Below are 24641 nucleotides of genomic sequence, written 5' to 3' on the forward strand. Positions count from 1 at the left end.
GAACCACTCGCATCCCACAGAAGGTACCGGAGAGGCCCGCCGACTCCGGGCCGTGACGGGTCACGCATCGGACACAACCCGGTATCAACGCTCCGTGATTCCGGTATGCCACAATCCGCGACACCCGCGCGGACGGCCACCCGGCACCCCTCCGGTCACCGCAGGCGGGCGTGGTCAACGAGCCGCCCGGGACAGCAGGTCGGCGGCGAGCAGCTCCTCACTCTCCGTTCCGCCGCCCGCACGGCGGGTGCGCAGCCAGGCCCGCTTGAGCAGCAGATGTACGTCCGCCTCCCAGGTGAAACCCATGCCGCCGTGCACCTGGAGGCAGTCGCGCGCGCCGCGTACTGCGGCCTCGTCGGCGAGCAGCCGGGCGGCCGCGATGTCGGCCGGGTCGGCGGTGACGGCGGCCGCGTAGACCGCCGCGCGGGCCACCTCGACCCGCACCAGCAGTTCCGCGCACAGATGCTTGACGGCCTGGAAGGCCCCGATCGGCTGCCCGAACTGTTCGCGCGCCCGGGCGTGTTGCACGGCCAGCTCGCACGCGCGCGTGGCCGTGCCGAGCTGCTCGGCCGCGGTGAGGAGGACGGCGACGGGATCCACGGCCGCCGAGCCGCCCGGAAGGCGGTGCAGCGGCGTCAGCGGGTCCACCGACCGCAGCGGCACGGCCCCGTCGGCCGCCCCGCACACGACGTCCGCGGCCGTCAGCCACTCCACCAGGCCGCCGCCGTCCACGGCCGTCACGACCGTCTCCCCCTCGGCCGCCCCGGGCACGCGGCCCGCCGCGAGATGGGTGGCCACCAGCGGCCCCGGCAGCAGGACGCGGCCGGCCTCCTCGAACGCCAGCACCGTCTCCGGCAGTCCGAGTCCGACCCCGCCGTCCGCCTCGGACAGCCGCAGCGCGAAGAACCCCGCGGCCCCAAGCTCCCGCCACAGGGCCCGGTCCAGCCGCCCCGGCCGGTCCACGGCGGCCCGCAGCGCCGCCCGGTCGAAGCGGCGTGCCAGCAGGGCGCGCACCCCGTCCCGCAGCGCCCGCTGGTCCTCCGTCAGTCGAAATCGCATGGCGGCGGGTTCACCGTCCCTTCGGCAGGCCCAGGATGCGTTCGGCCACGATGTTCCGCTGGATCTGCGAGGTGCCGGCCGCGATGGTGTACGACAGGGAGGAGAGCCGGTCGTGGACCCACGGGCGGTCGGTGTCGAGGGACGCGTCGCCCAGGACGTCGGCGGCGGTGTCGTACAGGTCCTGACGGGCCTGCGAGTACCTCAGTTTGAAAACCGAACCCCCGATGCCCGGCAGGCCGCCCGCGGCCTCCGCCTCGCTCACGTTCCACTGGGTCAGCCGCCAGAGCGCCCGGAACTCCGCGTTGAGGCCGCCCAGCCGCCGTCGCAGGGCGGGATCGTCCCAGCGGCCGTTCCTCCGTGCCTCCACGGCGAGTTCGCCCAGCACGCGCCGGCAGGCGACGACCTCCCCCACGAAGGCGGTGCCGCGCTCGAACGACAGCGTCACCATCGTCACCCGCCAGCCGTCGTTCTCCTCCCCCACCCGATGACCGACCGGCACCCGCACCTCGTCGAGGAACACCTCGGCGAACTCGGCGGATCCGGCCAGGGTGCGCAGCGGCCGCACGGTGATGCCGGGGGCGTCCATGGGCATGGCCAGCCAGGTGATGCCCCGGTGCTTCGGCGCCTCCGGGTCCGTGCGGACCAGCAGTTCGCACCAGTCGGCGACCTCCGCGTGCGAGGTCCAGATCTTGGACCCGCTCACCACGTAGTCGTCGCCGTCGCGCCACGCGCGCGTGCGCAGCGCCGCGAGGTCCGACCCGGCGCCGGGTTCGCTGAAGCCCTGGCACCACACCTCCTCGCCGCGCAGGATGGGCGGCAGCCAGCGGGCCCGCTGCCCGGCCGTGCCCTCGGCGGCGATCGTCGGCCCGGCGTGCAGCAGCCCGACGAAGCCGGCGCCCACGTAGGGCGCGCCCGCCCGCTCCGTCTCCTCCAGGAAGATCAGCCGGACGCCCGGTGAGGCCTGCCAGTGCACATCGGCGTACCCGGCGTCGTACAGCGTGCGCTGCCAGCCGAGGTCGTAGGCGCGGCGGCCGGGCCAGTCGTCCGGGGACGGCTTCGGCGGGAGGGCGGGCAGCGCCTTGCCGAGCCACTCGCGCAGCCGGGCCCGGAACTCCGCGTCCTCGGGGCTGTCCGCGAGGTCCATGGTCCTGATCCCCCTGCTCCCGGCCGCCCGGCTACTTGTCGAGGTCCAGGTCGAGCATGCGGATCGCGTTGCCCCGCATGAGCTTGTAGACCGTCTCGTCGTCGAGGCCCTTGACGTGGTCGAGGGCGACCTCCTTGGTGTGCGGGAAGGTCGAGTCGACGTGCGGGTAGTCGGTCTCGAAGGTGGCGTTGTCGCGCCCCACGACGTCCAGGGACGCGACGCCGTGCTTGTCGCGGAAGAAGCAGCAGAAGATCTGCCGGTAGTAGTACGTGGACGGCGGCTCGGGGACGAGATCCCTGACCCCGCCCCACGCGCGGTGCTCCTCCCAGACGTCGTCCGCGCGCTCCAGGGCGTACGGGATCCAGCCCATCTGGCCCTCGGAGTAGGCGAGCGTGAGGCGCGGGAACCTCACCAGCACCCCGCTGAAGAGGTAGTCCATCATCGAGGCCATCGCGTTGTTGAACGACAGGGCCGCCTGTACGGCCGGGGGCGCGTCCGGTGAGGCGGCCGGCATCTGCGAGGACGAACCGATGTGCATGTTGACGACCGTCCCGGTCTCCTCGCACACCGCGAAGAACGGGTCCCAGTAGCCGGAGTGGATCGACGGCAGCCCGAGGTGGCTGGGGATCTCGGAGAAGGTGACGGCGCGCACCCCGCGAGCCGCGTTGCGCCGGATCTCGGCGACCGCGAGGTCGATGTCCCACAGCGGGATCAGGCAGAGCGGGATGAGCCGCCCGCCGCTGTCCCCGCACCACTCCTCGACCATCCAGTCGTTGTAGGCGCGCACACAGGCCAGCGCGACCTCCTTGTCGTGCGCCTCGGCGAAGGTCTGCCCGCAGAAGCGCGGGAAGGACGGGAAGCACAGGGAGGCCTCGACGTGGTTGAGGTCCATGTCCGCCAGCCGGGCCTTCGGGTCCCAGCAGCCGCGCCGCATCTGCTCCCGGGTGATGCCCTCCAGCGTCATCTCGTCACGGTCGAAGCCGACGGCGGCGATGTTGCGCTTGTACGGGAACTTCAGGTCCTCGTAGATCCACCAGTCGGTGGGCTGGCCGTCCGGGTCCATGGTGATCCGGTACTTCCCGGCCACGTAGGCGAGCTCGCCGATCCCGGCGGTGAGGGGCTGCGGCCCCCGGTCCCGGTACTTGCGCGGCAGCCAGGTCGAAAAGAGGTGCGCGGGCTCGATCACATGGTCGTCGACGCTGACGATGCGCGGCAGTTCGGTGCTCATGGCTTCCCCTCCGCCTGGCGGAACGCCAGTTGTCCGCTGGCTTTTCTGATGGACCGTCAGATCCGCTCTCCCCAGCAGGCTAGTCCGCGACCCCTGGACCGACAAGGCGACCGGCCCTACGCTCTGCCGAAAATCTGACTGTCCGTCAGCTACGGCAGGGGGCCGACCGTGAACGGGCCGAACGCGAACGACACCGCCACCGACGGCGCGACCGCCACCACCGCCATCGCCACCGCCCACGAGCTGAGCGCGTCCCGCACCCTCTGGGACCTGCTCGCCCGCCGCGCCGACCGCACCCCCGACCGCCCGGTCCTCCTCCAGGACGACCGGGTGCTGACCTTCGGGGAGCTGCGCGAGAGGGCCGAGCGGGTCGCGGCCGGGCTGCACGACATGGGCGTACGTCCCGGCACGGTCGTCGCCTGGCAGCTGCCCACCCGCCTGGAGACGGCCGTCCTGTCCTTCGCGCTGGCCCGCCTCGGAGCCGTGCAGTCGCCCGTCATCCCCTTCTACCGCGACCGCGAGGTCGGCTTCGCGCTGCGCGAGTCCAAGGCGGAGTTCTTCGCGGTACCGGGCGTCTGGCGCGGCTTCGACCACACCGAGATGGCCCGGCGGCTGGGCGCGAAGGGCGTCTTCGAGGCGTACGACGAGCTGCCGGACGGGGACCCTGCCGTCCTCCCGCCGCCGCCCGCCGAGGGCACCTCGGTGCGCTGGATCTACTGGACCTCGGGCACCACCTCCGACCCCAAGGGCGTGCTGCACACCGACCGTTCACTGATCGCGGGCGGCTCCTGCCTGGCCCACGCGCTGCGCCTCACGGCGGACGACGTCGGCTCGATGGCGTTCCCCTACGCCCACATCGCCGGCCCCGACTACACCGTCATGCTGCTGCTCTACGGATTCCCGGCCGTGATGTTCGAGCACTTCGCGCTGCCCGACGCGCTGGAGGGGTACCGGCGGCACGGGGTGACCGTCGCGGGCGGGTCGACGGCGTTCTACTCGATGTTCCTCGCCGAGCAGCGCAAGCGGCCGGAAACGCCGCTGATCCCCTCACTGCGGCTGCTCGCGGGCGGCGGAGCGCCCAAGCCGCCCGAGGTGTACCACGCCGTCGTGCGCGAGATGGGGGTGCAGCTGACGCACGGGTACGGGATGACCGAGGTGCCGATGATCACCATGGGGGCGCCGGACGACACCGCGGAGAACCTCGCGACGACCGAGGGCCGGCCACCGCGGGGCATGCGGATACGCGTGGTGGACGGCGAGGTGCGGCTGCGCGGCGAGGCCGTGTGCCAGGGGTATCTGGACCCCGCTCAGACGGCCGAGGCGTTCGACGAGGAGGGGTTCCTGCGCACCGGCGACCTGGGGCACGTGACCGGGAGCGGACATCTGGTCCTCACCGGGCGGCTCAAGGACGTCATCATCCGCAAGGGGGAGAACGTGTCGGCGAAGGAGATCGAGGATCTGCTCGCCGCCCACCCGGCCGTCGGGGACGTCGCGGTGATCGGGCTGCCCGACGCGGAGCGCGGTGAGCTGGTGTGCGCGGTGGTGGAACGGGCGCCCGGAGGCGGGGAACCGCTGACGCTCGAGGCGATGGGCTCGTATCTGCGCGCGGGCGGCCTGGCGGTCCACAAACTGCCGGAGCGGCTGGAGGTGCTGGACGCCCTGCCGCGCAACGAGACACTGCGCAAGGTGCTGAAGTACAAGCTGCGCGAGCGCTTCTCCCGGTGAGGGCGGCCCGACCGGGCACGGCCACCGGTCGGCCGCGGGCTGCTCCGGAGCCGTCGGGCTGCCGGGGCCGCCGGGACTGCCGGGGTCGCCGGGACTGACGGGGGACGTCGGGACTGCCGGGGCCGCCGGGACTGACGGGACTGCCGGGGCCGCCGCCCGGGGCTACTCGGCGACCGTGAAGTAGCGGGCGAAGGCGGGGACGATCTCCGCCTCGCCGACCTTGCCGTCCGCGTCGGCGTCGAGGGCGGCGGCGGCACCCCGGGCGACCTCTTCGGGCGCTCCGAGCGCCCGGAGCACCCGTTCGGTGTCCGCGACCGTGGCCCGGCCGTCACCGTCGGCGTCGGCGATGTCCAGCGCCGCGTGCAGGAAGGGACGGGCGATCTCGGCGAACCGCTCCGGGTTGTCGCGCAGGCGCTTGACCGCGCCGTTCACGAACTCGTCCCGGGTGATGCGCTGGTCGCCGTCCCGGTCGGCGATACCGGCCATGCCCTGCCAGAAGGCCTCCGCGCCCGCGTACAGCGCCTGCCCCTTGTCGGACCGGGCCGCGGTACCGAACTCGGCGAGCAGCGCCTTGGCCGCCGCGCCGAAGTCCGCCCGGTCGATGTAGCCGTTGCCGTCCTGGTCGAAGGTGGTGAACCGGGCGGCGATCCTGCGTTCGTACTCACTGCTGACCATGTCTTCTCGGGCCGCCTTACGTCGTCGCGTGGAGATGCTGCTGGGAGTGGTTCCGGCAGGGAGCGTACGACGCCGTCGACTCCCGGGCATCGGGAAAGCGACGCCTGTGCCGAGACCGGGGGAATTCCGGGACAAGGGTGTGGCGGATCGGGCCCCGGCGGACCCGTGGAGCTACGCCGAGAGCGGTTCCGTCCCGTCGTCGACGGCGGCCGCGAGGTCCCCGTACACGTCGAAGAGACGACGGACGCCCAGCGCGCCCAGCACCCGGTTGACGTGGGAGCCCTCCGCCGCGCCCCGCGCGGGCAGTATCAGGCGCAGGCGTCCCCGGCAGGAACGGATGAGGCGGCGCGAGGCGATGAGGACGCCGACGCCGCTGGAGTCGCAGAAGTACACCTCGGAGAGGTCCAGGACGAGACTGTGGCGCCCCTCGGCCACCTCGTCGTGCACCCTCTGGCGCAGCACCGGCGACGTCACCAGATCCAGTTCGCCCGACACATGGAGCACGGCCCATCCGTCCTGCTCCCCGCCGGTCACTTTGAAGGCCACCACCACGCCCTTCGCTCGCTGTAGCTCGCGGAAAACGGAAGCCGTCCCTTCGCTTCCTTGCAGCGCGGCTGCCCAGCGGCCGTGCCCCGAAACGCCGAAGGAAAAACAGAAACGGAGGGGAAGAGGCTTGTTCCAGTCGTATCCCGTCCGGTTCGATCCTTCTCTGTCGGGCAGACGTCGCCCATACCACCCGCTCACGGACAGGGGGCGCACATTGAAACAAAGGGGCGTGCGTTGTCGGACGTGCCGACTACATTCGAGGTGACGGCGGACGCACGCTGGACACACGCACAGGCAGAGGCACGCGCACGGGTGAGGGGGCCGCATGGCGAAGAGGGACGCACCGCCCCGCTGGGACCGCAAGATGCAACAACGGCTGGCGCGCGGTGAGGCGGCCGCCCTCGGCGAGCTCTATGACCGGTTCGCTTCGCTCGTGCACGGTCTCGCCCACCGCGTGCTCGGGGACGAACGCGCGGCCGACGGCATCACCCGCGAGGTCTTCGCGCACGTCTGGGAACACCCCGACGCCTACGACCCCAAGCAGGGCCCGCTGCGCACGTGGGTGGCCGCGTTGACCCACCGCCTCGCCGTGCAGCGCCTGCGCGCCACCGAGACCGCCGCGCTGGCCGAGGCGGGACCCGGCTCCGCCGAGGCGACCGAGGAACTGGAACGCAGGGTGCGGCACGCCTCCGTCGCCGCCCGCGCCGACTACATCGTCCAGGCCATGCCCGCCCCGCTGCGCGCCGCCCTGGAGCTGGCCTACTTCCAGCGGCGCGACTACCGCCAGACCGCGGCCGACCTCGGCGTCACGGAGGACGAGGCCCGCCGCAGGCTCCGCCTCGGCCTCCAACTGCTCTCCACCGCCCACGACTCCGCGGCCCCCGGGGCGCCGCCCGGATACGGGGGCGCGGCATGAGCGGCGAGAACGTGTTCCGACCGCCGGAGGACGGCGGAGACGAAGAGGCCATGAACAGGGACCAGGACAAGGACCACCACGGGGACCGGGAACGGGACCCGGAGCGAGATCCGAGGACTCCGAGGACGGGGACGGATCCGGGGACGGATCCGGAGACGGGCAGGGCGACGACGTCCGGCCTCGACGGCGCCGACGACGGCGGCGGCGGCGACATGCCGAGCGTCCCTGGCGACGGCGAGTCCGGAGCCACCGGTGCCGATGACGGCGGGCCCGGTGACCGCCGGACCGATGACGGCGCAGCCGACGACAGCCGTACCGATGACCCCCTGCCCGGGGACGGCGCAACCGGCGACAGCCGGACCGGGGACGATGGTCCCGGTGACCGCCGGGCCGGGGACGGTGGGACCGGTGACGGCGGGGCCGGTGTCAGCCGGACCGGGGACGGCCGGACCGGGGACGGCCGGACCGGGGACGGGAACGGCGCGTCGTCGGTTGTGGGATCCGGGGGCGCGCCGCGCATCCCGTTGCCCCGTGCCTCCGTGGAGGACGGCGGGCTGCCGCTGCCGTCGGTGGAGCCGGCCGGTCCGGAGCCGCTCGCACTCGAGCACCCGGTGCTCAAGTCCCTGCTGGGCGCCTGGGCGCTGGCGGCCTGCTCGGCCGACGAGACGGCGGCCGTCGAGGAGCACCTCGGCGACTGCGGAGCCTGCGCCGACGAGGCGCGACGGCTGCGCGAGGCGGTCGGTCTGCTCCAGCGCCCGGAGAGCCTCGACCTCGACCCCGGCCTGCGCACCCGCGTCCTCGACGGCTGCCTGGACCGGCGTCCGCCCCGCATCCCCGTACCCCTCTGGGCCGCGTCGTACGACGCCGAGACCGCGCGGCTCGACGCCCTGCTCCAGGACTTCGGGGACGCCGAGTGGCACGCGCCGGTGCGGCTGCGCTGGTTCCGCGGCGAGGAGGCCACGAGCCGCCGGACCACCGTCGCCGGAGTCATCGCCCACCTGCTCGCCGTGGACGGCCTGGTGGCCGTGGCCCTGGGCCTCGACGACCCGCTGGCCCCGTTCGCCCCCGGCGAGCCGGGCGCGGCCACCGGGACGGACGACCCGGGGGACCTGGAGAAGACGAAGGGCACGAAGGGCGCGAAGGACGCGGACCGGGCCGGCGGGCCGATGGACACGCCGGCCCGGCGCACCGAGTCGTTCTGGGCGGGTTCGCACTTCCCGCCCACCCGCTCCGTGCGCGGGCCCTGGCGCGAACAGACCCACGCCCTCGTCCGGACGGTGTCCTTCATCGGCACCGGCACCGGCACCGGCGGCGGTCACGGCACCATGCCGGTGTCGTACGGCGGGTTCGAACTGCCGCTGCGTGACGCGATGCTGGACCGGGCCTTCGAGTGCTGGGTGCACGCCGAGGACATCGCGGAAGCGGTCGACTACCCCTACGCGCCGCCCGCCCCACGCCATCTGCACGGCATGATCGACCTGGCCGCGCGGATGCTGCCCGAGACCCTCGCGGCCCGTCGTCGCGCGGGGCTCGCCGCTCCCGCGCCGACCCGCCACCTGGTGACCGCGGGCCGCCCCGGCCGCAGTCTGCGTCTGGAGATCGAGGGTTCGGGCGGCGGCCAGTGGCTGATCCCGCTGGACTCACCGGGCGCGGTGGGCTCCGCCGACCACGAGGTGGCCCATGTCGCCCTGGACGACGTGGAGTTCTGCCGTCTGGCGGCCGGCCATGTCTCCCCGGAGGAGGCGGCGGCGGGCCAGCTGGGCGACCGCGAGGCGATCCGGGACGTCCTGTTCGCGGCGGCGTCTCTCAGCCGGATGTAGCGCGCTCAGCCGGATGCGGCGGCGGAAGCGGGGCGACCGCTACGCGAAGACGACCGTGCGGCGGCCGTTGAGCAGGATCCGCCGCTCCGCGTGCCACTTCACGGCCCGCGCCAGCGCCTGGCACTCCACGTCCCGGCCGACGGCGACGAGCTGGTCGGGCGTGACGCCGTGCCCGACGCGCTCGACCTCCTGCTCGATGATCGGCCCCTCGTCGAGGTCGGCCGTCACGTAGTGCGCCGTCGCCCCGATCAGCTTCACGCCCCGCGCGTGCGCCTGGTGGTACGGCTTGGCGCCCTTGAAGCTCGGCAGGAAGGAGTGGTGGATGTTGATGATCCGGCCACTGAGCTGCTTGCACAGGTCGTCGGAGAGGACCTGCATGTAACGGGCGAGGACGACCAGCTCGACGTTCTGCTCCCGCACCAGCTCGAGCAGCTCCGCCTCGGCCTGCGCCTTGTTCTCCTTCGTCACCGGGATATGGCGGAAGGGGATGTTGTACGAGCCCACCAGCTCGGCGAAGTCGGTGTGGTTGGACACCACGGCCGCGATCTCCACCGGCAGCGCGCCGATGCTGGCGCGGAACAGCAGGTCGTTCAGGCAGTGCCCGAACTTGCTGACCATGAGGACGACGCGCATCTTCTCGTCGGCCCGGTTGATCTGCCAGTCCATGTGGAAGGAGTCGCCGATCGCCGCGAAGCTCGCCCGGAGCTTGTCCACGGTCACCGGCGGCTCGGCCGAGAAGTGGACGCGCAGGAAGAACAGACCCGTGTCGTGGTCGCCGAACTGCTGACTGTCCTCGATGTTGCAGCCGGTCATGAAGAGGTAGCTCGACACGGCGTGCACGATGCCCTGCTTGTCGGGGCAGGAAAGGGTGAGGACGTATTGGTCGGCGGCGGTCGCCGCGGCTCGGGTGGGCTGCGCGTTCATGCCCGACAGGGTCGCACACCGGCCACCGCCGTGGGCAATCGTCCCGCAGGACGGAACACGGCGTCCGCCCCGCTCCCCCGACCCCGCCGACGGCCTGCGCCGCCTGCGCCGCCTGCGCCGCCTGCGCCGCCTGCGCCGCCTGCGCCGCCTACACGGCCTACACGGCCTACGCGGCCCGCGTCATGATGCGCAGCACCTCGAGGGTGCGCGGCGGCGCGTCGGCGTCGTCACCGTCGCTCGCCGCCATCCGTACGTGCGCGTCCCGCGCCGCCCGCACCGCCTCCGGCCAGGCCTCGTGGTCGACGTACGCGGAGACCTGGGCGTCCGGTCCGACCTGGTGCATGATCCGCAGCACCCGCAGCACGGCGGTGTCCACGAGGGCCGCCTCCTGGGAGTCGCGGAAGATCGTGCCGACGTACTTCTCGGCGGACCAGTTGTCGAGCCAGGTGTCCTCGACGAGGCGGTACACGGCGTCGGTGACGTCCCCGTACCCCTCGACGCCGGCCAGCCAGACGTTCTGCTGGAAGACCGGGTCGGAGAGCATGTGCAGCGCGGAGCGCACATTGCTGCGCCAGCGCCACCACGGCATGTCGTTGAGTGGCATGCCGCCCATGGTGGAGGAGCGACGGCCGCGACGGGAAGAGTTCTCCGAACCTTGCACGGTCATAGATCGTACGTTTCCCCGTCCCCCGCACCTCGGGTGCCCCCGTAATTCACCTTGCCGTCACCGCCCGTTGACCATGGGTCACTCCCAGGTTAGCGATGTAACGGAATCGTGCGTGTCCATGACCGGCAAGCGACGCACATCAAGGCGAGGCACCTTCCTCCCCAGGTCCTTCCGCTTCACCAGGTCCGTCAGAGCGACCGCCCTCTCGGCGGGTGCCCTGGCCGCCTGTGCGTCACTCGCCGTCGGCTGTGGGGTCGTCCCCGGTGTCTCGGGGGGCTCCGGGGACGACCCGATCGTCGTCATGACCTGGGCGCCCGAGGGGACGTCCGCCACGAACAAGCCGGGCATGCCGGCGTTCGCCCTCGCCTACGCCCGCTGGATCAACGCGAACGGCGGCCTGAACGGCCGCAAGCTCAAGGTCCTGACCTGCAACGACCACAACGACACGGTGTCGGCCGCGGCGTGCGCCCGGCGGGCCGTCAAGGAGAACGCGGTCGCCGTGGTCGGCTCCTACAGTCAGCACTCCGACGCCTTCCTGCCGCACCTGGAAGGCGCCGGCATCCCTTACATAGGCGGCTACGGCGTCACGAACGCCGAGTTCACCAGCCCGCTGTCCTACCCCGTCAACGGCGGCCAGCCCTCGCTGCTGGCCGGTCTCGGCAAGGAGCTCGGCGCGACCTGCGGCCCCGTCTCGCTCGTCCGCCCCGACACCGTCGCGGGTGACGCGCTGCCTCCGATGCTCAACGCCGGACTGACCGCGGGCGGGCACAGCGAGGCCGAGGACCAGCGGGCGCCGGAGGACGCGACCGAGTACGCGGCGCAGGCCGAGGCCGCCGTGGACGACGCGACCGACGGCAAGGCCGGGGACCGGAAGGGCTGCGTGGTGACCGCGCTCGGCGACCGCACCGCCACCTTCATGGACTCCTTCCGGCGCACCCGCGACGACTACCCCGACGTCCGCACCGGCACCGTCCTCGGCAGCGTCGACCAGACGGTGATCAACGCCGCCGGAGCCGCCTCGGGCCCCTTCGAGGGCGCCTACGTCACCGGCTGGTACCCGGTGACGAGCGACCCCGCCTGGGCGCCGATGAAGAAGGTGATCAGCGAGGAGGCGTTCTCCGACACCCGGATCGACGCCACCGACACCGGCGTGCAGACCACCTGGATCGCCTACACCGTGTTCCGCCAGGCCGTGGAGTCGCTGGACGGCGGCGAGGTGAGCGCCGACTCCGTACGGGGCGCCCTGGACGACGGGCTGAAGGTCACGACGGGCGGCCTCACGCCGACGCTCCGCTGGGAGTTCACCGACCAGCTCGCCTCCATCGGCTTCCCCCGCCTGGTCAACGCCGAGGTCACCCTCCAGGCCGTGCGGAAGGGCCGGCTGGTGGCCGCCAAGAAGGGCTTCGTGGACGTGACGAAGACCCTGGAGCAAGCCGACGTCGACTGACCCGCCCGGGGGGGCGACCCGCCCGACCGTCCCGACCCTCCCGGCCGGGCCGCCACCGCGACGGCCCGGCCGGTCCGCGTCTACAACTGGACGGGCTGGCGCTCGGTCAGGCCGTAGGTCCGCGCGATCTTGTTCCACAACTTCGCGGCCTGCGTCTTCTGGGAGCTGGCGGTACCGCTCGCGCGGTTGCCGGCCTGGGTCTCGGAGGTGGTGCGGGCCGAGCCCTTCTTGCAGCTCTTCTTCTTGTCGGCGGCGACCTGGTCGGCCCAGGCCGCGTAGTGGTCGTCGGCGGACGCGGACGCCTGCCACGCCTTGGTGAGGGCGGTGGTCAGCGCCGTGTGGTCCGGCAGCTGGTCGACCTCGAGCGCGGACAGCCTGGTGACCAGTTCGTTGCGCTGCTTCGCCGCGTCCCGCAGGTCCGTGGCGGCCTGGGCGAGGTTGCCGCACGCCTTCACGTCGGCCACCGCGCTGATCACACTGGCCCGGCTGCTGCCGCTGTCCGCGAGCAGCTTGTCGAGTTCGGTGGCCTGCTGCTCGGCCGCGCCGGTGGACGCCGAAGCGGACCCCTCGGTCGCGGGGGCCGAGGCGGCGACGGTCTGGTTGTCGTCGCCCTCGCCGCCGCCCCCGCCCGCGAGCATCGCGCCCGCGCCGACGCCGACGACCGCGAGGGCCACGCCGATCGCCGCGAACAGCGGCAGCCGCGAGCCGGTACGGCCGCCCCGGCCACCGCCGTCGTCCCGCACCCCGCGCCGCCCGCCCGCCGCCGGGTCACCGGGCGGGGTGTAGCCGGACTGCGGGGAACGGGCGGCGGGCCCGGCGCCGTAGCCCGGGGCGCCGCCGTGGCCGCGGCCGGGGGCGTCCGGCTCGGAGAAGCGCGGGAGCTGCTGGGTGGACCCGGCCGGGCTGTCGCTGCCCGGCCCGCTGCGGAACAGGTTCTCGAACTCGGCGGGCGGCTGCCGGTCCCCGTCGGACTGCGCGGTGACGGGCGGTATGTACTGGGTGGGCTCGGAGTCGGAGTACGCCCCCGGCTGCGTCCCGGCGGACGGCATCGGCCCCGGTCCGTGCTGCGGGGTCCGGCCGAGGAAGTGGGTCGACTCGGCCGGCACCTCGGGCGGCAGCGCGCCCGGTGCGACCGGCGGTATGTACTGCGTCGCGCCCTCGTCGAGGGGGGCGGCGGGGACGGGCGGCAGGTACTGGGTGGCGCCCTCGTCGGCGGCGCCGGGCGCGGCGAACCGCGGCGGGTACGGGCCATGGCCGTCGGCGGCCGGGTCGGCCGGGACCGGCGGTATGTACTGGGTGGCGCCCTCGTCGATCGGCGCGGGGGCGGCCGGCGGCAGGGGCGCTCCCGGCGCCGGTGCGCTCTCCGGCGGGAGCGGGCCGGCGCCCGCCGGGGTGCCGCCGTTCCACCCGGCCTGCTGCCCGCCGTTCCACTGGCCCTGCGGCTGTTGCGGGTACGACGGCTGGTGCTGCTGGTGCTGCTGGTGTGCCTGGTCCGTACGGCCGGGCCCGTCCGTCAGGTCGGCCGGGAGCGGCCAGCCCGGGGCGGACCGCTGGGGTGCGCTCTGCTGAGGGGCGCTCTGCTGCGCGGCGGGACCCCAGGGATCGCCCCAGGTCTGTCCGCCGGCCGGCGCCTGCTGCCCGTAGTCGGGCTGCCCCTGGGGCGCCTGCTGCCCGTGCTGCCCGTAGTCGGGCTGCCCGTACTGCCGCCCGTACTCGTCCTGCTGTCCGTACTGCTGCTGCCCGTACTGCTGGGCGCCGTACCGGCCCGGCTGCTCACCCGACGGCGTTCCGGGCGGCGGACCCTGAGGGGGCACCGCCCTCGGGGTGTTCGTCGTCATTCCCGGCAGCAGGGGTTCCCCGCCGTCGGAGGGCAGCACGATGCCTTCGCGCGCGGGTTGCGCCGAGGGCTCCTCGCCCTGTCCACTCTGCGTCACCGGGACTCCTACGAATGGGGGACCTTCGGAATCGTCGGCTCACGCTACCGGGTCCCCGGAACCCCGTGCCACGCAGCTCAGAACGTGATCTCCCTCCTACCGGGTCCGACCGTGACATCGGTGACAGTTCCGGAGCGCCGCGCGCTGTATCCGGCCCTCCTTGCGTACGGCCGCGCTGTTTCCCGCCGGTTCACGCGGCGGCGCCCCGTCCGTTCACGCCGCGGCCTTCAGCTCCAGCCGCGCCCCGAACTCCCTTACCACCGACTCCTCCCGGAACGGTTCCAGCCGCTGCTGGAGGTCCTCCAGGTACTCCGCGCCCCGGTTGGAGCGGAGCGTCTCGAGCAGCTCGACCGCCTTCAGCCCCGTGTGGCAGGCCTGTTCGATCTCGCGCTGCTGCACCTGCGCGGTCGCCAGCAGGACGTAGCCGATCGCGCGCCGGCGCGCACGGCTCTCCGGGTGCCCGGCCAGGGACTGCTCGGCGCAGCGCGCCGCCGCCTCGGCCTGGCCCAGGTCACGGTGGCAGTGCGCCAACTCGTCGGCCAGATAGGCCTCGTCGAAGTGCGCGATCCACGTGGGGTCGTCCCCGGCGGACGGATCGGCCGCCTCCAGCGCCGCCACCGCCCGCCCGGACGCCGTCTGCGCCCCGCGCGCGTCCCCGAGCAGCGCGTGGCCGCGCGCCTCGGCCGCGAGGAACATCGCCTCCGCGCGCGGCGTCACCCGCCCCCGCGCACCTTCCTGGGCCGCGCGCGCCAACTGCGCGATCTCCCGCGGGTTCCCGAGCTGCGCGGCGAGATGGCTCATGGAGGCGGCGAGGACGTATCCGCCGTACCCCCGGTCGCCCGCCGCCTGGGCGAGCCGCAGGGCCTGGATGTAGTACCTCTGGGCGAGGCCGGGTTGGCCGGTGTCGACGGCCATGTAACCGGCGAGTTCCGTCAACCGGGCGACGGCCGCGAAGAGTTCCCGGCCCACCGACTCGCGGTAGGAACCGGCCAGCAGTCCCGAGACGACGCTGTTGAGGTAGTGCACGACGACCGGGCGCACATGTCCGCTGCCGTACTGGTGGTCCAGCTCGACCAGCGCCTGGGTCATCGCCCTGACGGCCGCGACGTCGGAGAGGCCCACCCGGGGCCCGGCGGACCGCGCGACCTGCGCGTCGGGGGAGGAGATCAGCCAGTCGCGGCTCGGCTCGACCAACGCCGAGGCGGCCACGGACGAACCGGAGAGGAAGTCGCGCCGCCCCACGTCGCTGCGCCACAGCTCGCAGACCTGCTCGATGGCCCCCAGTACCGTCGGCGAGAACTGGAGACCCACGCCCGAGGCGAGGTTCTTGCCGTTGGCCATGCCGATCTCGTCGATCGTGACCGTACGGCCGAGCTTGCGGCCCAGCGCCTCCGCGATGATCGCCGGGGCGCGGCCACGCGGCTGCTGCCCCCGCAGCCAACGGGCCACGGACGTCTTGTCGTAGCGCAGGTCGAGGCCGTGCTCGGCGCCACACATGTTGACGCGGCGGGCGAGCCCGGCGTTCGAGCACCCCGCCTCCTGGATGAGCGCTTGCAGCCGTTCGTTCGGCTGCCGCGCGACTAGCGGCCTTGCGGCCATGGGCACTACCCCCTGTGGCTGCGGTGACCGGGACGGCGGGTGCCCGTCCACACACCGAGTTGACGTGTCTTCCACCGAAAAGTTCCGGCCGAGAAGATCAATGCCCCACAGCCACAGCGAAAATGCGAGGCATGTGAGGATTGCCAAGACTTGCCGAGGAATACAGAGAATTGCCGGTTAATGGCGGAAGCCCGCCCCCTCTTCCTGGTTACCCGCTCCCGCGCCCGTTCCTCCCGCGCGCCCCCGCACGTGCACCCATGCGCCCCGGACGCGGAATCGATGCTCCTCCCCCGCGCACTGGGGCGGGCGTAACCCCTGGTGACGGCTAGAGTTGTGTTCATCGTGGAAGAGACCATCGCGGGCGCCGAAGCCACCCAAATCCCGAAGCAGCGCGGGGAATCGCTGCTCGAGACCGCTGTTCGATACGCCGAGGAACGTCATTGGGACGTCTTCCCCGGCACCTGGCTGGAACCCGTCGACGGAGTGCAGCGCTGCTCCTGCGGCGACGGCGCGTGCGCGGCGCCGGGCGCGCACCCCGCGCGCCCCGACTGGGCGACCCAGGCCACCGGCAGCGCGACCGTCGCGCGCCGGATGTGGCAGAAACAGCCGACCGCCTCGATCCTGCTGCCGACCGGGCGTACGTTCGACGCGATCTCCGTGCCGGAGACAGCCGGGTTCCTCGCACTCGCGCGGATGGAGCGGATGGAGTTGACGCTCGGTCCCGTCACGTTGACGCCGGACCGGCGGATGCAGTTCTTCGTGCTGCCGGGGGCATCGGCGAAGGTGCCGGACCTGGTGCGCAAGCTGGGCTGGTCGCTGGGCGCGCTGGACCTCGTGACGCTCGGCGAGGGCATGTACGTCGCCGCGCCGCCCACCCGGTTCGGGTCCCGGGGTGCCGTGCAGTGGGCGTGCCGGCCCACCGCCGCGAACCGTTGGCTGCCGGACGCCGAGGAGTTGATCTCGCCGCTCGCCTACGCGTGCGGGCGCGATCGCTGACCCCCCGGGAAGCCTTCTCCGCCGTAGGGTTCAGGCATGACGTCCGTACGCGTGCGTAACCTCTGGAAGCGGTTCGGGCAGCAGGTCGCCGTCGCCGGGATCGATCTCGATCTGCCGTCCGGGAAGTTCATCGGGCTCGTGGGACCGAACGGCGCCGGGAAGACCACGACGCTGTCGATGGTGACCGGGCTGTTGCGGCCCGATCAGGGGTCCGTCGAGGTCGTGGGGCACGACGTGTGGCGCGATCCCGTCGAGGTGAAGGCGCGGATCGGCGTGCTGCCGGAGGGGCTACGGCTGTTCGAGCGGCTGTCGGGGCGTGAACTGCTCGGTTACAGCGGGCGGTTGCGGGGGCTGCCGGGTCCCGAGGTCGACAAACGGGCCACGCAGCTGCTCGACGTCCTCGACCTGGCCGGCGCCCAGCACAAGCTCGTCGTCGACTACTCGACCGGCATGCGGAAGAAGATCGGGCTCGCCTCCGCGCTGCTGCACAACCCCGAAGTGCTCTTCCTCGACGAGCCGTTCGAGGGCGTCGACCCGGTGTCCGCGCAGATCATCCGGGGGGTGCTGGAGCGGTACACGGCGTCCGGGGCGACGGTCGTCTTCTCCTCCCACGTCATGGAGCTCGTCGAGTCGCTGTGCGACTGGGTGGCGGTGCTGGCGGCGGGGCGGATCCGGGCGCACGGAACGCTGGAGGAGGTGCGGGGGTCCGCCCCCTCCTTGCAGCGCGCGTTTCTCGAACTCGTCGGGGCACAGGGCCGGGACACCGGCTCCCACCTCGACTGGCTGGGCGGCGGGGCGGCCCGGTGAGCGGGTCGGCCTCCCCGCCGGGCCTCGTCCCCACCGTCGTACGGCTGAAGCTGTCGCTGCTGCGGAACGGACTGCGGCAGTCCGGCGGGCGACGGGCCGCGTACGTCGCCTCCGCCGTCGTCACCCTGCTGTTCGCCGCGCTCCAGCTGCTCGGGCTGATCGCGCTGCGCGGGCACGACCACGCGGTGTCGCTGGTGGTGCTCCTCGCCGCGGTGCTGGGGCTGGGCTGGGCGGTGATGCCGCTGTTCTTCCCCAGCGGTGACGAGACCCTGGACCCGACCCGGCTGGTGATGCTGCCGCTGCGGCCCCGGCCGCTGGTGCGGGCGCTGCTGGCGGCCTCGCTGGTGGGCATCGGGCCGCTGTTCACGCTGCTGATGCTGGTGGGATCGGTGGTGTCGGTGGCGCACGGGGCCGCCGCGTGGGCGGTGGGCGTGCTCGCCGTCGCCCTCGGGCTGCTGGTGTGCGTGGCGCTCGCCCGGGCCGTGGCCGCCGCCAACATCCGGCTGCTGACCAGCCGCAAGGGACGCGATCTCGCGGTACTGAGCGGGCTGGTCATCGCGATCGGGGCGCAGGTCGTCAACTTCGGGGCGCAGCGGCTCGGGACGTCCGGTCTCGGGCAGCTCGACCCGGCGGCGGACGTGCTGCGCTGGCTGCCGCCCGCTTCGGCGATCGGCGCGGTGGACTCGGTGAGCGAGGGCGCCTACGGGGTCGCCGCCGCGCAGCTCGCCGTCAGCGCGGGCGCCGTGGCGCTGCTGGTGCGGGCGTGGACGCGGAGTCTGACCCGGTTGATGATCTCGCCCGACGGCTCCACCCTCCAGGCGGCCGAGCCGGCCGCGCGGGAACGGCGGAGCTCGGGGCTCGGGCGGCTGCTGCCTGGCGGCCGCACCGGCACCGTGATGGAGCGCGGACTGCGCTACATCTGGCGCGATCCGAAGACGAAGGCGGCCTGGGTGACCTCGCTGGCCATCGGGCTGATCGTGCCCGTCCTCAACGCCCTCCAGGGCACCGGCTCGATCTACTTCGCGTGCTTCGCCGCCGGGATGCTCGGCATCCAGATGTACAACCAGTTCGGGCAGGACACGTCCGCGTTCTGGATGGTCGCGATGACGATCTCCTCGCGCCGGGACGCCTATGTCGAACTGCGCGCGCGGGCGCTGGCGCTGCTGCTGATCACCCTGCCGTACGCGACGCTGGTGACGGTGCTGACGACGGCGATGCTCGGCGACTGGTCGAAGCTGCCCGAGGCGCTGGGGCTGTCCCTGGCCCTGCTGGGCGCGATGCTGGCGACGGGCGCCTGGACCTCGGCCCGCTTCCCCTACTCGATCCCGCAGGAGGGCTACAAGAACGTCGCCCCGGGTCAGGCCGGTCTCGCCTGGATCGCGATCTTCGGCGGGATGGTCTCGGCGGCCCTGCTGTGCGCGCCCGTCATCGCGGTGACGATCTGGCTGCACGTCACCGAGGGCGGGGACTCCTGGACCTGGCTGCTGCTGCCGGGGGGCGCGGTGTACGGAGCGGCGATCACGCTGCTGGGACTGCGCCTGGCCGCGCCCCGGACGGCGACGCGCCTCCCGGAGATCCTGACCGCGGTCAGCAAGGGCTGACCCCCGGCCCTCCCTCAACGGGCCTCAGCCCGCCGGAGCGGTCCTCTGCGGGCCTCAGCGGGCCTCAGGCGGTGTCGGCAGGCCAGGCGCGGCCAGCGGGCACTCAGGCGTGCCGGCAGGCACAGGCGGCCTCCGCGGGCCGCGCGGGGATCAGATGCCCCACACGCGCCACCCGAGCCGCACGAGCCTCGCCTGTCTGCCTCACGGGCCGCACGAGCCTCACGGCGTCACGTGTCCACAGCCTCACGAGCCGCGCGGGCATCACGGGCCTCGCGTGCCTCACGGGGCTTCAGGGGTGAGTACGGCGTCGAGGAACGGTTCGATCGCTGTGCGCCAGCCCTCCGGCTGGTCGTAGTGCACGAGGTGCCCGGCGTCGGCGACCTCCGCGTACGCGCCGCGGGGCAGGACCCGCACCATCTCCTGCGCCTCGGCGCGACCGAGCTCGCCGTCCAGGCCGCGCACCACGAGCGCCGGGCACTGCACCTGGGTGAGCTCCTCCCAGTGCGCGTCGTAGACCCAGGTCTCGCGGGACTTGAGCATCTGCTCGGGCTCGAAGACGGGACGCCAGCCGTCCGGCGACTCCTGCATCACCTCGGCGTAGAACTCGCCCCGGGACGGGTTGGGGCGCTCCACCCACGGGTCGTCCTCGCCGAACCACTTGCGGACGTCGGCGAGCGTGGCGAAGGGGGCGGGCCAGGACTTGAACCAGTCGCCCCACTCGCGCTGCGAGGCCGCTCCCAGCGCGGAGGCGCGCATGTCGCAGACGATCAGGCCCCGCACCAGGTCGGGGCGCTTGGCGGCGAGCTGCCACGCGGTGAGCGCGCCCATGGCGTGGCCGATGAGGACGGCGGGGGCGAGGCCGAGCTGCTCCAGGGCGGCCTCCGCGTCCTCGACGTAGGCCTCACGGGTGAAGGCGGCCTCGGGCGACTTCGCGCTCTGACCGTGGCCGCGCTGGTCGAGGGCGACCGCGCGGTGCCGCTCGGAGAGCCAGCGGGCGGTGGACGCCCAGTGCGAGGCCCGGCCCATCAGACCGTGCAGTAACAGGACGCCCGGCCTGCTTCCGGTGCCGTTCTCGAGGGGCGCCGCGAGCCGGCCCCCCTCCGGCGTCCGTACCGACTGCGGCGGAATCTCAGGGTCCGTCGCCACGGTCGCCGGGTCGCCCTTGGGCGGGTCACCGAACTCCCAGGCCGCCAGACGTACGCCGCCCGCCCCGGTCACGTCGATGCGTCGCGCCATAGGTCCTGGCACCCCCCTAGCCGTCATACCGCTGCGCTTCCGATGCCTTCGTACTGCCTTCAATCACCCGCAGGCTATCGAATGGCCTTTCGAGAAATGCACTCTCCGCGCACAACACCCCTCGTTCGAGTGACCACACTCAAGGAATGATCCCCGCCGCCCAGGGGAGATCTCCAACGGGAGGCGGACCGCTCGGGGAAATCGGTCCGAGGGGAACGACCCTGAGAGCTCGGGGCTCCGGGTCGGAACAGGGGAGGACAGGCCCCGGTGCCGTACGGCACCGGGGCTCTCCACTGCTCCGCGGCACGGCATCCGGCCCCCTCAGGTCATATGCCCCACGCGACAGCCTGGCACGTGAAGCGCCGGAGCGCTGCGATTCGACACAGGGAATCTGCGATTCGACGAGATCGACGGAACACCCCAACTTGCCCGCGCTCCCCAGGAGTTGAACAATGCTCAGCGTTTCGACGACGACCCGCGGCCGCCCGTACGACGACCCGTGACCGCCGGGACGGAACTCAGCGCTTCGCGACGAACACGTGGGACGCGACGTCCGACTCCAGCTCGGCCGCCTCGCCGCCGCTGCCCACCAGGACACCGCCCGCCGACTCCGTCACGCTCACCACCGAGCCGGGCTGCACGCCCGCGCGGCGCAGCGTGTACATCAGCTGCGCGTCCGTCTGGATCGGCTCGCCGATACGGCGCACGACGACCGTCTTGCCCTCCAGGCCCGGGTCGAGGTCGGCCAGCGAGACCATGCCCTCGTCCAGGAACGGGTCGGCGCCGTCCTTCTCGCCCAGCTCCTCCAGGCCCGGGATCGGGTTGCCGTACGGCGACTCGGTCGGGTGCCGCAGCAGCTCCAGTACGCGACGCTCGACGGCCTCGCTCATCACGTGCTCCCAGCGACAGGCCTCGGCGTGCACCTGCTCCCACTCCAGGCCGATCACGTCGACGAGCAGACACTCGGCGAGGCGGTGCTTGCGCATCACGCGCGTGGCCAGCCGGCGGCCCTCGTCGGTGAGCTCGAGGTGCCGGTCGCTGGCCACGGAGACCAGGCCGTCGCGCTCCATGCGCGCCACCGTCTGGCTGACCGTCGGCCCGCTCTGGTCGAGGCGTTCGGCGATCCGGGCTCGCATGGGCACCACGCCTTCCTCTTCCAGCTCGAGGATGGTGCGGAGATACATCTCCGTGGTGTCGATCAGTCCGGACATGTGTGCCCCTCGATTAGCTCTGCCGAAGGCTGGACGGCTCTCCGGCGCGTGCGCTTGCCCTGGACCCAATTCTGCCGGATACCACTGACAAGCGTGCCGCGCCGTTGAAACGAGGCGGTTACATCGGGGCGCGCACCCCCGCCGCGAGGCCCTCCCCCGCCCCGCCCGCACCACCGTCACCGGGCGTATTGACAGCGCACTGGTCCAGACCGCACGGTGATCCGCGACACGCACACCCGCTACGGCAAAGGGGCCCCACGGATGAGCGACCGCCAGCTCGCCGCCCAGTTCTTCGACGCCGCGATCGCCCTGCTCCAGCGGGCCCGCGACGAGGAGGCCGACACCGTCGAGGCCGCCGGCACGCTCCTCGCCGACACCGTGGCCGCCGGCGGTCGCCTCTTCGCCTTCGGCGCCGGTCACTCCTCCCTGGCCGCCCAGGACATCGTCTACCGCGCGGGCGGCCTCGCCCTGATGAACCTGCTCGCGGTCCCGGGCGTCGTCGGCGTCGACGTCACCCCCGCCACCCTCGGCTCGGCGCTGGAGCGCGTCGACGGCCTCGCGAGCGCCGTCCTGGACACCTCGCCCCTGCGCGCGGGCGACGCCCTCGTCATCGTCTCGCTGTCCGGCCGCAACGCCCTGCCCGTCGAGATGGCCCAGACCGCCCGCGCCCTGGGCGTCCGGGTCATCGGCCTGACGTCGGTGGCCTACGCCGCGCAGACGGCGTCCCGGCACGCCTCCGGGACGTTCCTGAAGGACCACTGCGACGTCGTCCTCGACTCGAAGATCGCGGTCGGCGACGCCGAGCTCACCCTCGACACCGTCCCCGCGCCCTTCGCCCCGGCCTCCACGGTCGTCACCTCGGCCCTCCTCCAGGCCGTGATGGCCACCGCCGCAGGTGTCCTCGCCGAGCGCGGCATCGAGCCGCCGCTGCTGCGCTCCGGCAACGTCGACGGCGGCCACGACTGGAACGGACGGATCATGGAGGAGTACCGGGACCGGATCTTCTACCGCCGCTGATCCCGGCCGGGTCAGGCGCCGTCGCCCGGGCCCGCGGCGTCGGCCGTCCCGGTCAGATCGGCGAGGTCCAGCGCCGCGGCTATCCGGACCGCGACATCCTCGGCGTAGGCCGCGTCGGACCGCTCGAAGGCCGTACGGCCACCGCCGCGCAGGAACGTCACCACCCCCAGGGTGCGGCCCCGGCTGCGCAGCACCGCGCACAGCGCGTGCACCGTGTCCTCGGGCCACAGGCGCGCCCGCGCCCACTCCCGCGCCTCGTCGGCCGGCGCGGAGCCCGCGCCGGCGCGCACCGAACCGGCCCGCGCCACGCACTGGAGCGCGGGGTGCGTCTCGCCGTAGCGGACGGGCAGACCCGTGTGCCCGGTGAGCGCGCTGGGACCCGGCCCGCCCGACGGGGTGGCCGCGACCCGCATCAGCCGCGGCGGCCCGGCGCCCTCCGCGTCGGCCCGCGCGCCGCCCATCACCCGGTCGACCAGGGCGTGGTCGGCGAAGCCGGCGAGCGCGAAGTCGAGGTGCACGGTGGCCGCTTCGGCGGGGTCCTCGCACTCGGCGGCCGCGCGCGCGGCCCGGTGCAGCTGGTTGGCGCGGAAGCGCAGCAGCGAGGCCTCCTGCTCGCCCTGCTTGGCCTCGGTGACGTCCTGGAAGATCCAGCCGACCCCGAGGGGCACCGGCTCCTCGGCGAGCGGCGAGGCCAGTCGCAGGAAGCCGCTGCGCCAGCAGCGCCGCTTCTCGCCCTCCGGGGTGCGCACCCCGACCCACAGCTCGGCGGGGGCGGGCGGAGGACCCTCCGCGAGGACGTGGGTCAGCGCGTTCTCCAGCTCCTCGACGCCCTGGGTGAGCAGATCGCCCAGCGGGCGGCCCAGGGCGGCCGTACGGCCCGTGCCGAGCGCCCGGGCGGCGTGCGCGTTGACGACGGCGGGGCGCAGGTCGGCGTCGACCAGGACGACCCCCCAGGAGGCGTCCTCGAAGAGCGCCTCGCTGAGCGCGATGGAGCGCTCCAGGTCGATCTGGGCGTGCACCTCGCTGAACGCGAAGTACAGCCCCGCGGGTTTGCCGTCCGGCCCGCGCACGGCGGCGGACTGGCTGCGCACGAGGACCCGGCCGCCGTCCTTGGTCAGCAGCGCGAACTCGTGGACCTGGCGGCCCGGCGCGTGCATGGCGGACATCAGCCGGTCCTCGATGTCCCCGGCGTCGGCCTCGCGCACGGCCCAGCCCGCGAAGCCGCGCCGGCCGACCGCCTCGGCGGCGGTCCAGCCGAGGATGCGCTCGGCCTCGCGGTTCCAGTGGGTGACGATGCCGTCGCCGTCGAACGCGCAGAGCGCCGCGTCCATGCCGTCGAGCAGCGCGGCGAGCAGATCGGTGCCGTCCGGGCCGACCGGACCGGGCGAGGGCTCCGCGCCCTCCGGGGGCGTGGGGCCGTCGCCGCCCGACCGCTCGGGCTCGTCCGGCCCCAGCTCGTCGGTGGTCCCACTCCGTCGGGAAGCACTCACCTGGACCCCCTGGCAGGTTCGCTCACGTGCCCTCATTCAACTCGAACGTGACGCAGCCCACATATGGTTCCCGCAAGATTGCAGAGGAATCGTTGTAGCGCGCCCCGGCCACGACGGGGCGGGAGCCGCGGCGAAGATCGTTCACGCGGCCAGGGAATCGCCTCCCGGTCCGCCGGGTCAACATCCCGGAAAAACACTTGAGCGAGCGGGGACGGCTTCCTAGGGTGTTCGGTACCGAAGGAAAGGAGGTGGTCCGAAGCATGTATGCACACCGGACGTCGGAGGTGGCTGCGGGCTAGTGGCCCGTCGCCCACTGAGTGCGGTGCCGGACCGGCGCGTGTGAGTCGCGCGCAACCGGCCAATTCAACGCAGTCACCCGACCCGCGAGTCGCCGGTACGTCCGGCCGGCCCTCCTGAGCGAGGACCAGACTCGCGGGTCGTCTGCTTTTTCCGGCCCTGCGCCCGCGCCCTCCGCCCGCAGGGTTTGCGGGCCGTGATCCGCGCCACGTACGGATCTTTCGTCAGGCAGTACCCTGGGCGCATGCTTTCGCTCGTTCGACGCCGCCACGTGGACTACGTCCGCGTCACGAGCATGGGCT

The 24641-nt window shown here is 73.2% G+C and carries 20 protein-coding genes; 8 read left to right on the top strand and 12 right to left on the bottom strand.

What is annotated here, in order from left to right:
* Nucleotides 1-174: 174 nt before the first annotated feature.
* Genes AOQ37_RS17175 through AOQ37_RS17185 form a run of 3 tightly spaced genes read right to left on the bottom strand, consistent with a single transcriptional unit; the run spans nucleotide 175 to nucleotide 3431 of the window.
* Nucleotides 175-1059, bottom strand: coding sequence for an acyl-CoA dehydrogenase family protein (locus tag AOQ37_RS17175; protein WP_062645405.1), 885 nt, complete (start codon nucleotides 1057-1059; stop codon nucleotides 175-177).
* A gap of 10 nt (nucleotides 1060-1069) precedes the next feature.
* A complete protein-coding gene (locus tag AOQ37_RS17180; protein ID WP_062645406.1) occupies nucleotides 1070-2203 on the bottom strand; it encodes an acyl-CoA dehydrogenase family protein in 1134 nt (377 codons plus the stop codon).
* Between the two features lie 31 nt (nucleotides 2204-2234).
* Nucleotides 2235-3431: an amidohydrolase family protein gene (locus tag AOQ37_RS17185; RefSeq protein WP_062645407.1), complete on the bottom strand. Its 1197-nt coding sequence runs from the start codon at nucleotides 3429-3431 to the stop codon at nucleotides 2235-2237.
* 225 nt (nucleotides 3432-3656) lie between these two features.
* On the opposite strand from AOQ37_RS17185, the gene AOQ37_RS17190 reads away from it, so the two are divergent.
* On the top strand, nucleotides 3657-5156 hold the full coding sequence (locus AOQ37_RS17190; protein ID WP_062645591.1) for a class I adenylate-forming enzyme family protein: 1500 nt from the start codon (nucleotides 3657-3659) through the stop codon (nucleotides 5154-5156).
* A gap of 162 nt (nucleotides 5157-5318) precedes the next feature.
* Here the strand turns inward: AOQ37_RS17190 and AOQ37_RS17195 are convergent, their stop codons facing one another.
* Together AOQ37_RS17195 and AOQ37_RS17200 are read right to left on the bottom strand one after the other, a co-directional pair.
* Nucleotides 5319-5831: an EF-hand domain-containing protein gene (locus AOQ37_RS17195; protein ID WP_062645408.1), complete on the bottom strand. Its 513-nt coding sequence runs from the start codon at nucleotides 5829-5831 to the stop codon at nucleotides 5319-5321.
* Between the two features lie 171 nt (nucleotides 5832-6002).
* On the bottom strand, nucleotides 6003-6383 hold the full coding sequence (locus AOQ37_RS17200; protein WP_062645409.1) for an STAS domain-containing protein: 381 nt from the start codon (nucleotides 6381-6383) through the stop codon (nucleotides 6003-6005).
* Between the two features lie 319 nt (nucleotides 6384-6702).
* Here AOQ37_RS17200 and AOQ37_RS17205 point away from each other — a divergent pair, with 319 nt between their 5' ends.
* Both AOQ37_RS17205 and AOQ37_RS17210 read left to right on the top strand, forming a co-directional pair.
* Complete coding sequence (locus tag AOQ37_RS17205; RefSeq protein WP_062645410.1) at nucleotides 6703-7293, top strand: sigma-70 family RNA polymerase sigma factor; 591 nt, start codon at nucleotides 6703-6705, stop codon at nucleotides 7291-7293.
* A 212-nt stretch (nucleotides 7294-7505) separates the two neighbouring features.
* Complete coding sequence (locus tag AOQ37_RS17210) at nucleotides 7506-9113, top strand: anti-sigma factor family protein (RefSeq protein ID WP_374701511.1); 1608 nt, start codon at nucleotides 7506-7508, stop codon at nucleotides 9111-9113.
* 39 nt (nucleotides 9114-9152) lie between these two features.
* Here AOQ37_RS17210 and purU read toward each other — a convergent pair whose 3' ends face one another.
* Together purU and AOQ37_RS17220 are read right to left on the bottom strand one after the other, a co-directional pair.
* On the bottom strand, nucleotides 9153-10037 hold the full coding sequence (purU, locus tag AOQ37_RS17215) for a formyltetrahydrofolate deformylase (protein WP_062645411.1): 885 nt from the start codon (nucleotides 10035-10037) through the stop codon (nucleotides 9153-9155).
* 166 nt (nucleotides 10038-10203) lie between these two features.
* Nucleotides 10204-10704 (bottom strand): SCO4402 family protein, encoded by a 501-nt coding sequence (locus AOQ37_RS17220; protein WP_078890223.1) that lies wholly within the window; start codon nucleotides 10702-10704, stop codon nucleotides 10204-10206.
* Between the two features lie 118 nt (nucleotides 10705-10822).
* Between AOQ37_RS17220 and AOQ37_RS17225 the strand changes: the two genes are divergently transcribed.
* Nucleotides 10823-12151 (top strand): ABC transporter substrate-binding protein, encoded by a 1329-nt coding sequence (locus AOQ37_RS17225; protein ID WP_062645413.1) that lies wholly within the window; start codon nucleotides 10823-10825, stop codon nucleotides 12149-12151.
* Between the two features lie 80 nt (nucleotides 12152-12231).
* On the opposite strand, the gene AOQ37_RS17230 is transcribed toward AOQ37_RS17225, so the two are convergent.
* Nucleotides 12232-14085, bottom strand: coding sequence for a hypothetical protein (locus AOQ37_RS17230; RefSeq protein ID WP_062645414.1), 1854 nt, complete (start codon nucleotides 14083-14085; stop codon nucleotides 12232-12234).
* A gap of 213 nt (nucleotides 14086-14298) precedes the next feature.
* Nucleotides 14299-15684, bottom strand: coding sequence for an NsdA family TPR-like regulatory protein (locus AOQ37_RS17235; RefSeq protein ID WP_062645415.1), 1386 nt, complete (start codon nucleotides 15682-15684; stop codon nucleotides 14299-14301).
* A 333-nt stretch (nucleotides 15685-16017) separates the two neighbouring features.
* Here AOQ37_RS17235 and AOQ37_RS17240 point away from each other — a divergent pair, with 333 nt between their 5' ends.
* Genes AOQ37_RS17240 through AOQ37_RS17250 form a run of 3 tightly spaced genes read left to right on the top strand, consistent with a single transcriptional unit; the run spans nucleotide 16018 to nucleotide 19088 of the window.
* Complete coding sequence (locus AOQ37_RS17240) at nucleotides 16018-16680, top strand: bifunctional DNA primase/polymerase (RefSeq protein ID WP_107085220.1); 663 nt, start codon at nucleotides 16018-16020, stop codon at nucleotides 16678-16680.
* Nucleotides 16681-16716: 36 nt separating this feature from the next.
* Nucleotides 16717-17487: an ABC transporter ATP-binding protein gene (locus tag AOQ37_RS17245; protein ID WP_062645416.1), complete on the top strand. Its 771-nt coding sequence runs from the start codon at nucleotides 16717-16719 to the stop codon at nucleotides 17485-17487.
* Nucleotides 17484-19088, top strand: coding sequence for a hypothetical protein (locus tag AOQ37_RS17250; RefSeq protein ID WP_062645417.1), 1605 nt, complete (start codon nucleotides 17484-17486; stop codon nucleotides 19086-19088). The genes AOQ37_RS17245 and AOQ37_RS17250 overlap by 4 nt, the downstream gene beginning before the upstream one ends.
* A gap of 279 nt (nucleotides 19089-19367) precedes the next feature.
* On the opposite strand, the gene AOQ37_RS17255 is transcribed toward AOQ37_RS17250, so the two are convergent.
* Together AOQ37_RS17255 and AOQ37_RS17260 are read right to left on the bottom strand one after the other, a co-directional pair.
* The gene (locus tag AOQ37_RS17255) at nucleotides 19368-20324 is read right to left on the bottom strand and encodes an alpha/beta fold hydrolase (RefSeq protein ID WP_062645418.1); all 957 of its coding nucleotides are present in this window, start codon (nucleotides 20322-20324) and stop codon (nucleotides 19368-19370) included.
* Between the two features lie 518 nt (nucleotides 20325-20842).
* Complete coding sequence (locus AOQ37_RS17260; protein WP_020130217.1) at nucleotides 20843-21535, bottom strand: iron-dependent transcriptional repressor DtxR; 693 nt, start codon at nucleotides 21533-21535, stop codon at nucleotides 20843-20845.
* Nucleotides 21536-21796: 261 nt separating this feature from the next.
* Here AOQ37_RS17260 and AOQ37_RS17265 point away from each other — a divergent pair, with 261 nt between their 5' ends.
* Nucleotides 21797-22552 (top strand): SIS domain-containing protein, encoded by a 756-nt coding sequence (locus AOQ37_RS17265; RefSeq protein ID WP_062645419.1) that lies wholly within the window; start codon nucleotides 21797-21799, stop codon nucleotides 22550-22552.
* A gap of 11 nt (nucleotides 22553-22563) precedes the next feature.
* Here AOQ37_RS17265 and AOQ37_RS17270 read toward each other — a convergent pair whose 3' ends face one another.
* Complete coding sequence (locus AOQ37_RS17270; protein ID WP_078890224.1) at nucleotides 22564-24078, bottom strand: PAS domain-containing protein; 1515 nt, start codon at nucleotides 24076-24078, stop codon at nucleotides 22564-22566.
* Nucleotides 24079-24641 lie beyond the last annotated feature (563 nt).

The sequence above is a fragment of the Streptomyces maremycinicus genome, assembly GCF_001184025.1.
In the GTDB taxonomy this organism is placed as follows: domain Bacteria; phylum Actinomycetota; class Actinomycetes; order Streptomycetales; family Streptomycetaceae; genus Streptomyces; species Streptomyces maremycinicus.